The organism is Collinsella sp. Sow4_D11 (assembly GCF_052116465.1).
Lineage (GTDB): Bacteria > Actinomycetota > Coriobacteriia > Coriobacteriales > Coriobacteriaceae > Collinsella.
In genome coordinates this window covers 1-13,278 of sequence record NZ_JBQKLA010000009.1, presented here as the reverse complement: position 1 = coordinate 13,278, position 13,278 = coordinate 1, and the positions used below count along the sequence as shown (strand labels likewise).

Genomic DNA, 13,278 nt, shown 5'->3' with positions numbered 1-13,278 from the left:
GCATAATACCGACTCGGTTTTGTGCGAGTAAACGAAACCTCATCGAACTCCGAACGATTGTTCGATGGATTTCGTGTTGGTTGGAATCGCCCAAGGGCTGGGCTATGCTACCTTGACTATCTATATGACTAAAACGCGGCAAAGGAGCATCGAGAGAGCGAGCATGGCAAAGAACACCGCAAACTATGGTAACGACAGTATTCGTCAGCTCAAGGACGAGGAGCGCGTACGCCTGCGCCCTGCCGTCATCTTTGGCTCGGACGGGCTCGACGGCTGCGCGCATGCCGCCTTCGAGATCCTATCCAACGCCGTTGACGAGGCGCGCCAGGGCTACGGCAAGCTCATCACCCTTACCGCCTTTCGCGATGGCTCCATTCAGGTAGAGGACAACGGCCGCGGCTGCCCGCTTGACTGGAACCCCTCCGAGAAGCGCTTTAACTGGGAGCTCGTCTTTTGCGAGCTTTACGCCGGCGGTAAGTACAACAACAACCAGGGCGGCGACTACGACTTCTCGCTCGGCACCAACGGCCTGGGCTCGTGCGCAACCCAGTACGCCTCCGAATACATGGACGTCACGGTTTGGCGCGACGGCAACAAGTACTCCCTGCACTTTAAGAAGGGCAAGGTCGTCGGCGCCAAAAAGAAGGCACTCGAGATTGAGCCCAGCGACGAGAACCGCACCGGCACCACCATCAAGTGGCGCCCCGATCTTGAGGTCTTTACCTCCATCAGCATCCCCCACGATTGGTATCGCGAGACCATGCGCCGCCAGGCCGTGGTCAACGCCAACGTGACCTTCCGGCTGCGCATCGAGGGCGACGACGGCGAGTTTTCCGAAGAGGACTTCTGCTATCCCAAGGGCATCGAGGACTATGTGCTCGAGAAGGTCGGTACCGACTACCTTACCGAGCCCTTCTTTATCGAGGCCGACCGTCGCGGTCGCGATCGCGAGGATCTACCCGATTACAACGTAAAAATCACTGCTTGCATGTGCTTCTCGCGCACTTTCACGATGCAGGAGTACTACCACAACTCCTCCTGGCTCGAGAACGGCGGCTCGCCGGAGAAGGCGGCCCGCAGCGCCCTCACCAGCGCCATCGATGCCTACATTAAGCAACAGGGCAAGTACAACAAAAACGAGAGCGGCATTAAGTGGCAAGATGTCCAGGACTGCCTGGTGCTGGTGACCAACTGCTTCTCCACCCAGACGTCCTACGAAAACCAGACCAAGAAGGCCATCAATAACCGCTTTATCCAGCAGGCCATGACGGCATTCTTTAAGGAGCGCCTCTCGACCTACTTGATCGAGAACAAAGATGCCGCCAACAAGATCATGGAGCAGGTGCTCATCAACAAGCGCTCGCGCGAGAATGCCGAGAAGACGCGCCAGAGCATCAAGACCAACCTGCAGCAGAAGACCGACATGGCCAACCGCGTGCAGAAATTCATCGACTGCCGCTCCAAGGACAAGAGCCGCCGCGAGATCTACATCGTAGAGGGCGACTCGGCAGCAGGCGCCATTCGCACCTCGCGCGATGCCGAGTTCCAGGGCGTTATGCCCGTCCGCGGCAAGATCCTCAACTGCCTAAAGGAGGACTATCCGCGCATCTTTAAGTCCGACATCATCATGGACCTCATGCGCGTGCTGGGCTGCGGCGTGGAGATCAAGGACAAGCGCATCAAGAACCTGGGCGCCTTTGACCTGGACAACCTCAACTGGAACAAGGTCATCATCTGTACGGACGCCGACGTCGACGGTTATCACATCCGTACGCTCGTGCTCACCATGCTCTATCGCCTGGTGCCCACGCTTATCGACGAAGGCTACGTATATATCGCCGAGTCGCCGCTCTACGAGATCAACTGCAAAGAAAAGACCTACTTTGCCTACACCGAGCTCGAAAAGAACGGCATTCTTAAGGAGATCGGCGACCAGAAGTGCTCCATCAACCGCTCCAAGGGTCTTGGTGAGAACGACCCGGACATGATGTGGCTCACCACCATGAACCCCGAGACGCGTCGTCTGATCAAGGTGGAGTCCGAAGACGTCACCAAGATGGAGACCATGTTCAACCTTCTGCTGGGCAGCGACGAGGCGGGCCGCAAGCGCCATATCTCGGAGCACGGCAAGGAATACCTGGACCAGCTGGACCTGCAGTAGCAGCAAATCGATAACGACGGCCCATAAGAAGTTCAAGAGGAAATCGTGGCAAAGAAGAAGACGAAGAACCAGCCAAAGAAAAAGCAGGTCAACGCCGAGAACGTCATCGGCCTGCACTCCGAGGTCACCAATCAGCCGATCACGCAGACGCTCGAGGTCAACTACATGCCCTACGCCATGAGCGTCAACGTCTCGCGTGCGTTCCCCGAGATCGACGGTTTTAAGCCCTCGCACCGCAAGCTGCTCTACACCATGTACAAGATGGGCTTGCTCAAAGGTGAGCGCCAGAAGAGCGCTAACATCGTGGGCCAAACCATGAAGCTCAACCCGCACGGCGACGCCGCAATCTACGAGACGATGGTGCGCCTGGCCACCGGCAACGAGGCGCTGCTCGCGCCGTTCGTTGAGTCGAAGGGCAACTTTGGCAAGTACTATTCGGGCGACCTGAGCTACGCCGCCTCGCGTTACACCGAGGCCAAGCTCTCCCCCATCAGTGCCGAGATCTTCAAAGACATCGACAAGGACCCGGTCGACTTCGTCGACAGCTACGACGGCGCCATGAAGGAGCCGCGCCTGCTGCCCACCACCTTCCCCAACATCCTTGTCTCGGCCAACAAGGGCATCGGCGTCGCCATGGCGTCTGACATCTGCGGCTTCAACCTCAACGAGGTCTGCACCGCCACCATGCACTACCTGCAGGATCCCAACTGCGATCTGCTCGAGTACATGCCCATGCCCGACTTCTCGACCGGCGGTGAGATTATCTACCGCCGCGAGGAGATGGAAAAGATTATCGAGACCGGCCTTGGCAGCTTCCAGATCCGCTCCCGCTGGCGCTGGATTCCCGAAGAGCGCATTATCGAGGTCTACGAGATCCCCTACACCACCAAGACCGATGTCATCATCGATCGCATCGTCAAGCTCTCCAAAGAAGGCAAGGTCAAGGAGATCGCTGACATCCGCGACGAGACTGACCTCTCGGGCCTGCGTATCGCCATCGATCTTAAGCGCGGTGTTGACCCCGACAAGCTCATGGCCAAGCTCTATCGCTCGACTACGCTGCAGGATTCGTTCTCATGCAACTTTAACGTGTTGGTCGATGGTTACCCCCGCGTTATGGGCGTACGCCAGATCCTGCACGAGTGGGTCAAGTGGCGTATTGAGTCCACGCGTCGCCGCATTAACTTTGACTTGGGCAAAAAGTCCGAGCGCCTGCACCTGCTGCACGGCCTTGAGGCAATTCTGCTCGACATCGACAAGGCCATCGCCATCATCCGCGGCACCAAGCTCGAAGCCGAGGTCGTGCCCAACCTTATGAAGGGTTTCGACATCGACGAGACGCAGGCCGAGTTTGTTGCCGAGCTCAAGCTCCGCAACATCAACGAGGAGTACATCCTCAACCGCACCAAGGATATCGCCAAGCTTGAGGGCGAGATTGCCGAGCTTGAGGAGATTCTCTCCAGCGAGGAGAGCATCAAGAAGGTCATCAGCGACGAGCTGGCCGCGGTCAACAAGAAGTACGTGATGCCGCGCCGCACGGGCAGGATCGAGCCCCACGAGGTCATCGAGGTAAGCCTGGAGCCCGAGGTCGAGGAGTACCCGGTTACCATCATGCTCTCACGCGATGGCTACCTTAAGAAGATGACGGACCGCGTGCTCAAGAAGGCGGCCACGCTCAAGTACAAAGACGGCGACAAACCCTTTATCGAGTTCCCGTCCTCCAACACCCACGAGCTGCTGGTCTTTACCAACAAGAGCCAGGTATACAAGTGCAAGGTTGCGGCGTTTGAGGACACCAAGTCGGCCCAGCTGGGCTCGTACTTGCCCACCGACCTCGAGATGGAACCCGACGAGAGCGTGATCTGGGTCATCGACCCCGAGGACTACAAGGCCGACGTGCTGTTCGTCTTTGAGAACGGCCGCGTGGTGCGCGTCGCGCTTTCTGGATACGTCACCAAGACCAACCGCAAGCGCCTCAAGAACGCCATCTACGGCGGCAGCAAACTGCTGTATGCCCAGGTGCTCAAGGAGGATCGCGACATCGCGCTGGTCTCGAGCGACTACCGCCTGATGAACTTCAACACGTCGCTGCTCAAGACCAAGACGACCACCAACACGCAGGGCGTCCAGGCCTTTACCGCCAAGAAGGGTCGCTCGGTCACCACCGTCGGCACGACCGAGGAAATCCTTGGCGCCGGCGTCTCGGCCGAGAAGTTCACCGCGCAGAGTCTCCCCTCTGCCGGTGCCCTCATGAAGGAAAACGACATGCCGAGTTTGTTTGACTAGGACGACGGCAGAGCCGCCATAAACTCTCAAAACAGTGGGGCCCGGAGCGCAGTAAATGCTGCGCTCCGGGCCCCATGCATTACAGCAGCATCATCCCTATAGACAAAATGTCGCATAAAGTGGAACAGACATAAGCCCATCATTCATTCCAAAGGGCACGGCGGACAGCCTTTAGAGGTTCGATATCGACGAAAACGCCCGCTTTGAAACTCAAGTGCCTTTTCGTGTGCGAGCCGCCAGCTGCAATAGGAAGCGAATCAACGCAGGCGCCTTTCAAGCAGTTTGCAAAACTGCAGGTCGCAGGCCTTCATTGCTAGTAGGGGAAATGAGTAGTCTCAGGTGGCTTGCCCATGAGTTAGCGAGCAGGTTGGGGCTTTGTTGTTGGCGCAATCACTTCGTGCGCACTCGAAAGGTCTGTTTAACAAAAGACTAATCGGATGCGACTGGCCGCCCATACGGCGACGACGTTTCCCGTGCGAGCACAAACGGCCCTGCGTGCCCTATCGAGCGATATCCCCGTATGACGCTCAGAACTCCTGCTCGCCGAGCAGTCACCTCGCGAGATCCAGCACGAGAACGCCCTCCCGGGTATAAGGCCCGCGCCTCGTGCGGGCGATGAGGACCTTCGTGAATGCATCCCTGATGGACAGAAGCGACGAGAGCCCCTTCTCGAGCGTCGACTCAGAGCTAACGACGTCTCTTGCTTAAACTCTCCTTCGCGGTTTCGAAACTCAAGGTCTTTTAAAGTTTCGAAACCGAGAAGACGATATGCGCAAGGGCGCGTCGGGTGGTAAGCCCCAACCATGTCATGTCGCCAGCGATGAAGGGCGCGTCTGCGCGTGCTACAATCCAACTACCAGAGATAAAAACACAGTCCCCGTCGGGTAGTCGTGGGCGTGCGGGGGTCCGCATCAGTAACCTGCCTCCTTGGTTGTCCCTTCTCTGCATGGTCATCTACATAAAGGAGGAACCAACCATGCAGATCAGTGTGTCGTCCACCCTGACCGTATATCACGACGGCCAATTCTGGGTCGGGCTGGCGGAGCATGTCGAGGACGGCAGATACGGCGTCGCCCGCATCGTCTTCGGCGCGGAGCCGTCCGATGAGGAGATCCTGCGATTCGTTGTCGGCAAATGGGAGAAGCTCTCGTTCTTCGGCGACAAGGCCACTGAGACAAGCAAGCCCGCGAAGAACCCCAAGCGGCGCGCTCGCGAGGCAGCGAAAGCCCTTAAACGGCCCGCCGCGAGCACCAAGGCACAACAGGCGCTCGCGGCACAGCGGGAAGCGATGAAGCGGGAGTCGGCTCAAGCAAGAAGCCAGCGTCGCGCGGATGAGGCGGAGGCGCGCTTCGAGCAGCGGAAGTTGAAGCGCAAGCAGAAGCATCGTGGGCATTGATTGCCATTTGCAGCAAGGCATTCCAGCTTTCCAATGCGTCCAACGCTGACCTTGTAACCCCGCACGCGAGCGTAGCGATAGACGATGTTCTCGAGGACAGGCCCGTAGTTGATGCGGTTGTCTGTATTGAGGACGAAGTAGAAGCTCAGGTCTGCCAGGTAGTACTTCTGCTCACCCCTTAGCGATTTTCGCGACTTAAGGTCAAAGCGGGCACACTTGCTGACGACCTCCGCGTCCTCGAAGGTTTGGAGGTATCGCGCAAGCGTCTCGCGTTTGATTTTCACGCCCCGCTTGCTCTCGAGGTCGGACTGGATGTTACTAAGCGACATGATGGCGCCGAAGTTGTTGATGACGTATTCGCGCACCTGGTTGAACACGGAGACGTTCTTGATCTTCACGTGCCTACGGACGTCCTTTTCGAAGATCTCTTGGATTACCGCCGTGACGTAAGCGCGCTTGTCGGCGAGCCCGGGGTAATCCATTGCCTTCGGGAAGCCCCCCCCGAGGATGTAGGCATCGAATTCCGCGACCGGGTTCGGGCTCACGAGCAGTCCCAAGAAGCGCTTCATCTGGCAATACTCGCCAAAGTCCAGCGTCTGCATCTCGAATTCGATGTAGCACCCGGTTAGCTTCGTAGCCAGTTCGCCCGAGAGCAGGTAGGAGTTCGACCCGGTGATGAAGATGGAGAAGCCACCTTCGGTGCGGAACTCGTTGAGGACGTCCTCGAAGCCCTCGACGTTTTGCACCTCGTTGATGAAAAGGTACTCCGTCCCCGAGATAGCGAGCTGGGGCTCGATGAGGGCCCCGGGGCGCACCTTGAACCTCTTCCTGCCCTATGCGTCGAGCGCATCGGCGATGCCGCGCGCATTTTGGAGGCCCAGAACGAGGTCCTCTACGCTGAGGAGCGGAAGTTATCAGAGATTCCTGTAGTCGGAACCATGCAGGCCGACTGAGGGGCGGTCGCGATTCACCCTTTCACGTGCTTCGACGCCTTCTGCGCTTTATGTGGCCGTGGGATAATGAGTAGCAAAAAGGAATGCGAGCACCTGTGGGCTATTATGCGAGGTGTCGGCGGTATCGCAAGCGGAATCGCCAACAGTTCTTTCATGCCTCAACTAGAAAGAGTCAGATCCGCGAGTAACCGCAGGCAGCCCGAGAAAAGCGGGATGAATGAACGACGAGGAGCTCGGCCTGCCAAGGCCGAAGAAATACGAGGGTGAGCAGTTCACTGTCGAAGATTACAAGACGGAAGAATACGCGGAGGCGCGGACGCTCGAGGAGGCCATCGCCATCCGGGGTACTAAGGCGTTCCTCAGGGATGTGACTCCGGACGATTTCCTGGACGACGCCCCGCTGGGCGTCGAAAAGATTGGAATAGCGGACCTTTGGTCCGACTCCACCTGGGAGGAAGGCGAAACCGAGCGCGACGTGGACCTCGAGAGGTCGGCGGCCTCCCTCAAGGAGGGTGACCTGCTCGAGGTGCGTCCGTGTTCGGAGGACATCAGCGAATGGGGCTACAGGTTCCACCTGGCCGACGGCTCTACGGTGCCATATGCGCCCTATCACGATTACGACGACCAGCTATTCCAGGAGGCCCTCGAGAACCTTCACGGCGGAGAATGGCTTGCTTGCCGCGTCAGAGAAGTATCCTGCTTCGGAGAAGACGGCATCGACGACGATCCTGACTTCTGCTGGAGGGTCTACTCGTGCAAGGTCACGGTGTGTCGCGGCGGGTCGACGAGGGCGTAGCCCAGGTTAGCGCCGAGGCATCCCGAAGAGATCGTCTGGGCCCTTTCTTGCGCGTTGCGCGCTTTCCGGACGGCAGCGCCTCGCCGAACCCGTTGAAGATCTCCATGACCAGGGCGAGCTGCCTTTGGAGGTCCGCATCAAGCTCATCGGCGTCGCACACGGCGAGGAGCCACTCCGAAAGCCCTTTCATGGAATCGCGCAGCGCCCGCTGCGTCCGCGCAACAGGCTGTTCCATCTTGGACCTCCTGTCTATTCGCACGAATATATACGCTGATATTCCCGAGAATAATCGTACGTATCCGTACTTCAATAGAATCGCGTACAAACTCGTACGCTGATAGAATGACGCCAATTAAATACGCATGAGGGCAAGTGCACATACGCAGCAGGAAACCAAAGAACGGAGGGGCCGGTGCGTGGATTCGATAATGACGTGTTCAGCTTCAGCATAGGCGGGTTTTTTCAGGGGCACTCCTCCTTTGAGATCAGCAAAGACGGAGAGGCTTACTCTTTCCGCCACAGCCAGTCGCATCTTTTGGAGCAGGGAGAGAACCAGGGGATATTGGACAAGACGCAAGTCGATGCGCTCATGGCATTCCTCCGCGATCTTGGCACCGACGATTGGTTCACCTACTACGATTCACCGGTGCTCGACGGCGAACAATGGAGCCTCTTCGATGGGCACGGCTCGCACGGGGGCTCTAATGCATATCCCAAAGGTTTCGAAAAACTATTGAAGTATTTGGCAGACGAATTCGGCTGCGAGGAGATGAGACCGGAGACCGGCGAAACCTACGATGGCCCGACCGAGACGGAAGGCCTCGCGATGCTGGCTTTTTACAATCTGCCGAGTGCCGAAGGGGTCGGCCAAGGGCTCGAAGACGGTAAGGCTGACGGCGATCACAAGAAGTGGCTGCAAGCCATAAGGGATGCAAAGCGCGATTTTCTGCACGACGTATACGCCTTCGCGGAAGCATATCCCGAATACAAATGCTATGGCGATATTCTGGCGCAACATGGGTTGGAACTCGATATCGAGGAGATCGTGAATCAGGACATTTCCAAAGCAGATGAGAAGCTGGTCGTGGCCTCGATGATTGCAATCGCGAGATCCGATCGCTGGTGCAAGCGCGTCGATTTCGGAAGATGCGTCGAGAACGGCACTTTCGCGCTTTGGGCAAAAAGACTTCGCGAGCTTTTGTAAAGCCTCACAGAAGGCTTGGATTTGTCCCCGATCCCCCTACGGTAGATAATGCGGGCTCTTGGCGTCCGTAGGTAACAAGCAGCCAATGTAGGCAGCTGCACTATCCTGGTATAATCGCTCATTCATAAAATTTGGCACAATCGTGTGCACAGAGCCCTCCATGCACATTCGTGTCGTCAATGGAATTGCGTACATTTGCGTACGTTGATAAAATGACGTCAATGAATCTACAGGAGGGCACATGGCGACAGGCGACAACATTCGGCGGTACCGCAAGGCGAAGGGGCTGACGCAGGCCCAGCTCGCCGATGCCGTGGGGCTCACCGAGGGCGCGATCAGGCACTACGAGAGCGGCATCCGCGCGGTGAAGCCCGAATTGCTGGAGGAGATCGCGAAGGAGCTCGAGGTCTCCGTAGGCGCGCTCAAGGACTACGGAGTCGAGACGTCACGCGACCTCATGGCCCTGTTGCTGCAGCTGGAGGAGAGCTACGGCCTCGTGCCCAGCGAGGACGGCATGGGCCTGGCGGTCGACTCCAAGGCGCCGCATGCCCCAAAGCTCTCGCAGTCGCTCAAGTCCTGGGCGAAAAAGCGCAAAGAGCTCGAGCACGGCGAAGTCGACGAGACCGCTTACGCCGACTGGAAGGCCTCTTTCTGACATTTCCTCAGGTAAATTAATGCTTTCTTGCGAACAGCCTCCTGTTTTTCGGAGGCTGTTCCATTATTCCTATATGAAATCGGCGCCCAGGAAGAACCGTTAGGGGAATAATTGCATGCTCGAATACGGCAAGGTTCGCGGCGTCATTCGACGGCATTCGGGGTTACCGAACCTGCGGAAACCGATTATCGCGTTTTATTATTCCCGTTTGCTGACCTGGGCAAATGCAATTGACGAGGGCTTGTATCTACTTCCTCAAAGAATGCCTTCAGCTTTCCAAACGGAATGATGTCCATCTGATCGTAAAGGTCGGTGTGGCTGGCACCGGGGATAATGAGCAATTCCTTGTTGTCCCCGGTCAGCTTGCCGTACGCGGCTTCGCTGAAATAGCGGGAGTGCGCCTTCTCGCCATGCACCAGCAATACAGCAGAGCGGATTTCGCTGCTATATTGCAAAATCGGCATATTCAAAAACGACAGCGAGGACGTCACATTCCAGCCGCCGTTGGAGTTCAAGCTGCGGGGATGGTAGCCTCGCGGAGCCTTGTAGTAGGCGTAATAGTCCGCCACAAACTGCGGCGCGTCCTCCGGCAGCGGATCGGCCACGCCGCCCGCCAGCGCATAGCTGCCGTTTTTATAGTCCTCGGTGCGCTGCGCGTTCAGCGCTTTCCGCTTTTCAAAGCGCGCCTGCTCGGAATCCTCGGCGTCAAAATAGTCGTTTGCGGTCACGCGGGTCATGTCGTACATGGTCATAGCCGCGGCAGCTTTGATACGGGTGTCGATGGCCGCCGCATTGACTGCCATGCCGCCCCATCCGCAGATACCGATGATGCCGATGCGCTCCGGATCGACGCTTTCCTGCACAGAAAGGAAGTCCACCGCTGCGCAGAAGTCCTCTGTGTTGATGTCCGGCGATGCTACATAGCGAGGCGTGCCGCCGCTCTCGCCGGTATAGGACGGGTCGAAAGCGATTGCGAAAAAGCCCAGCTCCGCCATCTTCTGCGCGTACAGACCGGAGGACTGCTCCTTCACCGCGCCAAACGGACCGCTGACGGCTATAGCGGGCAGCTTGCCTTCCGCGTTCTTCGGCACGTAGACGTCGGCAGCCAGCGCGATGCCGTATCGGTTGTGGAAGGTCGCCTTGCTGTGTTCAACCTTGTCGTTTTTGGGGAAGACCTTGTCCCATTCCTGCGTCAGTTTCAGCTGCTCCATGCCTAAGCCTCCTTGTCGGTCGCTTTAAGGTATTGCTCGTCGTCCACAGGCTCCAGCCATTCGCTAGAGGCCTCCTCGCCCGGAACCTCCACCGCGAGATGGGAGAACCAGCTGTCGGACGCGGCTCCGTGCCAGTGCTTTACGCCCGCGGGAATATTTACCACGTCGCCAGGGCGCAGCTCCTGTGCCGGTTTGCCCCATTCCTGGTAACGCCCTCGACCGGCCACGCAGACGAGGATCTGTCCCCCACCGCTCTTGGCGTGATGGATGTGCCAGTTGTTGCGGCAGCCGGGCTCGAACGTCACGTTGTAGACGCCGACCTGCTCGGTGGAAAGGAGCGCGAGGTAGCTTTGCCCGATAAAGTACTTCGCAAATGCGTCGTTGGGGGCACCGACGGGAAAGGCCATTTCGTTTTGATGCTTAGCTCTTGCGTCGGCGGCATCGCTATCCGCCCAGACCTCCTTCGCCATGCGGAAGGCCGCCCACGCCTTGGGCCATCCCGCGTAAAACGCCGCATGCGTAAGGATTTCCGCTATCTCCGCCCTGGTCACCCCGTTGTTCTTTGCGGACATCAGATGATACTGGAACGAAGAGTCCGTCAGCCCCTGCGCCATCAGGGCCACCACCGTCACCACGCTGCGGTCTCGAAGGGAGAGCCCGTCTTCTCGGCTCCACACCTCGCCGAACAGCACATCATCATTGAGCTGTGCGAATTTGGGGGCAAAGCCCCCCAGGGCATCTCTGCCCGCTGTCTGCTTAATCGTCATGTTTGATTCCTCCTGTCGATGGTTTTGAGTGCAAAACTGCTTCCGCGCAGTTGAGCCGCGCCTAGACTCCCATGCCCATTCGGCGCGCTTGCTCAAGTGCGGGATGTCCGGCGATTTCGCCCACGCCGTTCACGCCGCCGGCGAAAACCGTTCCGGCAAGCGTGCGCCTTTGGCGAAAGCATCCGCCAGCGTCTCGGAATTGTCATTCTTTCGAGGACTTGAAGAGACCATCAAAACCGTTTTGCTCATTACGGAATACCCCTTGAACTCGCGATTCATATTGACGAGAATGAAGGTAATACCTAAACCTGACTTTAGGTCAAGGAATGAATTCGAGATTTGTCCGGAGGGACCATGCACACAATCGGACAGGTAGCGGAGATGTTCGGTCTGCCCGTTTCCACGCTGCGGTATTACGACAAGCAGGGATTGTTCCCAGGGCTGGAGCGGGCGTCCGGCATTCGCCGATTCGGCGATACGGAACTCGAGGAGCTTCGAGTCATCGAATGCCTGAAGAAGGCGGGGATGGAGATCAAGGACATCCGGCTGTTCATGGAATGGTGCGCGGAGGGCCCATCGACATATCCCAAGCGCAAGGCCATGTTCGAGGAGCGAAAGGCCCACATGGAGTCGGAGATCGAGGAGATGCACCGCGCGCTGGACATGTTGAAGTTCAAATGCTGGTACTACGAGCAGGCGATTCAGGATGGCGGCGAGCATAGGGTGAAAGCGCTGATTCCCGACAATTTGCCAGAGGAGATCAAAGGTGCCTACGAGAACGCCCACGCTCGATAATGCCATCTGCCTGAAATGGTCCGCGGTCAAGCAACGTGATCGAGGGAGGGGTGAACAGCGTCCCCGCCGACACCTCGTCGCGGTGTCGTCGCACCTCACCGTCGTCGACACGCCGCGGGCCGTGCGCCTCCACCGTGTGTTTCGTCAAGAGGATTTGAGCAAAAAGATCATCGGAAATTGAGCAGCCTGAGCATCGGAAGCGCGCACGCTTTTTGAGCGGCTAGCCCTCCTGCATGAGGGCATGGCGGACGCGGTAGGACTCGCCGCGGAACTGGACGAGCCTCCCGTGGTGGACGATGCGGTCGATCACGGCGGCGGCCATCTGGTCGTCCCCGAACACCGACCCCCACCTGCTGAACTCCAGGTTCGTGGTGATTACCACCGACTGCCTCTCGTATGCGTCGGCGAAGACCTGGAAGAGCAGCCTCGCCCCGTCCGCGTCGAGCGGGAGAAACCCGAGCTCGTCGATGACGAGCAGGCGGGCCTTGCCGATGAGCGCGGCCTCCCGGTCGAGCCTCCCGTCGTCGCGGGCGCTAACACTCAGGCGCATCACGAGCGAGGACGCCGTGAAGAAGCGCGCCTCGAGCCTCCTCTCGCACGCCAGCGCGCAGAGGGCCGACGCCATGTGCGTCTTGCCGGTGCCGACGTCGCCCATGAGCACGAGGTCCTCCCTGCGCTCGACGAAGTCGAGCGCGAGCAGCGACTCGCGCCCCATGCCCTCCGGCCACGACACGGCCGACCAGTCGTAGCCGTCGAAGGTCTTGGGCGCCGGCAGCGCGCAGCGCCTGAGCAGCGTCGCGCGCTTCGAGGCCTCGCGGCTGGACCTCTCCGCCTCGAGGTAGCCCGCCAGGTACTCCACCTGTTTCGGGGTGCCGAGCCTCGACCACTCCTCCAGGACGGCGGTGGTGAGCGAGCACGACCGCCCGGCCTCCACGACCCTGTGGTGTTTTTGATAGCTTTTATTTTTAGGAAATCACGAGATAAAAGTTTCGGGTTTCACGACGATTGTTTCGCCTCATAAGCAAAGGCGCCGACCACCTCCAACGGATGGCCT

The 13,278-nt window shown here is 58.5% G+C and carries 12 protein-coding genes; 7 read left to right on the top strand and 5 right to left on the bottom strand.

The genetic code is table 11. From position 1 onward, the window contains the following. Nucleotides 1-163: 163 nt before the first annotated feature. From ACTQ40_RS05340 to ACTQ40_RS05330, 3 genes are all read left to right on the top strand, one after another. Nucleotides 164-2,161, top strand: a complete 1,998-nt coding sequence (locus tag ACTQ40_RS05340; protein ID WP_427719396.1) for a DNA gyrase/topoisomerase IV subunit B — start codon at nucleotides 164-166, stop codon at nucleotides 2,159-2,161. A gap of 45 nt (nucleotides 2,162-2,206) precedes the next feature. Continuing rightward, nucleotides 2,207-4,447: a DNA gyrase subunit A gene (locus ACTQ40_RS05335; RefSeq protein ID WP_441563533.1), complete on the top strand. Its 2,241-nt coding sequence runs from the start codon at nucleotides 2,207-2,209 to the stop codon at nucleotides 4,445-4,447. A 976-nt stretch (nucleotides 4,448-5,423) separates the two neighbouring features. Further along, entirely contained in the window at nucleotides 5,424-5,843 is a 420-nt protein-coding gene (locus tag ACTQ40_RS05330; protein ID WP_441563532.1) for a YjdF family protein, read from the top strand. Here the strand turns inward: ACTQ40_RS05330 and ACTQ40_RS05325 are convergent. Further along, nucleotides 5,753-6,658: an ATP-binding protein gene (locus tag ACTQ40_RS05325; protein WP_441563531.1), complete on the bottom strand. Its 906-nt coding sequence runs from the start codon at nucleotides 6,656-6,658 to the stop codon at nucleotides 5,753-5,755. The two genes, ACTQ40_RS05330 and ACTQ40_RS05325, sit on opposite strands and share 91 nt — an antisense overlap. A gap of 355 nt (nucleotides 6,659-7,013) precedes the next feature. Here ACTQ40_RS05325 and ACTQ40_RS05320 point away from each other — a divergent pair, with 355 nt between their 5' ends. After that, the gene (locus ACTQ40_RS05320; RefSeq protein ID WP_441563530.1) at nucleotides 7,014-7,592 is read left to right on the top strand and encodes a hypothetical protein; all 579 of its coding nucleotides are present in this window, start codon (nucleotides 7,014-7,016) and stop codon (nucleotides 7,590-7,592) included. Here ACTQ40_RS05320 and ACTQ40_RS05315 read toward each other — a convergent pair. Continuing rightward, entirely contained in the window at nucleotides 7,558-7,827 is a 270-nt protein-coding gene (locus ACTQ40_RS05315) for a hypothetical protein (protein WP_441563529.1), read from the bottom strand. The two genes, ACTQ40_RS05320 and ACTQ40_RS05315, sit on opposite strands and share 35 nt — an antisense overlap. Before the next feature lie 177 nt (nucleotides 7,828-8,004). On the opposite strand from ACTQ40_RS05315, the gene ACTQ40_RS05310 reads away from it, so the two are divergent. Further along, complete coding sequence (locus ACTQ40_RS05310) at nucleotides 8,005-8,796, top strand: hypothetical protein (RefSeq protein ID WP_441563528.1); 792 nt, start codon at nucleotides 8,005-8,007, stop codon at nucleotides 8,794-8,796. Nucleotides 8,797-9,037: 241 nt separating this feature from the next. Next, nucleotides 9,038-9,451 carry a helix-turn-helix domain-containing protein gene (locus ACTQ40_RS05305; protein ID WP_441563527.1) on the top strand — a complete coding sequence of 138 codons (414 nt, stop codon included), beginning with the start codon at nucleotides 9,038-9,040 and terminating at the stop codon, nucleotides 9,449-9,451. Nucleotides 9,452-9,636: 185 nt separating this feature from the next. Here ACTQ40_RS05305 and ACTQ40_RS05300 read toward each other — a convergent pair whose 3' ends face one another. Next, on the bottom strand, nucleotides 9,637-10,662 hold the full coding sequence (locus ACTQ40_RS05300; RefSeq protein ID WP_441563526.1) for an alpha/beta hydrolase: 1,026 nt from the start codon (nucleotides 10,660-10,662) through the stop codon (nucleotides 9,637-9,639). A 2-nt stretch (nucleotides 10,663-10,664) separates the two neighbouring features. Beyond that, nucleotides 10,665-11,429: a carboxymuconolactone decarboxylase family protein gene (locus ACTQ40_RS05295; RefSeq protein WP_441563525.1), complete on the bottom strand. Its 765-nt coding sequence runs from the start codon at nucleotides 11,427-11,429 to the stop codon at nucleotides 10,665-10,667. Nucleotides 11,430-11,783: 354 nt separating this feature from the next. Between ACTQ40_RS05295 and ACTQ40_RS05290 the strand changes: the two genes are divergently transcribed. Then, on the top strand, nucleotides 11,784-12,224 hold the full coding sequence (locus tag ACTQ40_RS05290; RefSeq protein ID WP_441554642.1) for a MerR family transcriptional regulator: 441 nt from the start codon (nucleotides 11,784-11,786) through the stop codon (nucleotides 12,222-12,224). Nucleotides 12,225-12,444: 220 nt separating this feature from the next. Here ACTQ40_RS05290 and istB read toward each other — a convergent pair whose 3' ends face one another. Further along, nucleotides 12,445-13,158 carry an IS21-like element helper ATPase IstB gene (gene istB, locus ACTQ40_RS05285; protein ID WP_441563524.1) on the bottom strand — a complete coding sequence of 238 codons (714 nt, stop codon included), beginning with the start codon at nucleotides 13,156-13,158 and terminating at the stop codon, nucleotides 12,445-12,447. Between the last annotated feature and the right edge of the window lie 120 nt (nucleotides 13,159-13,278).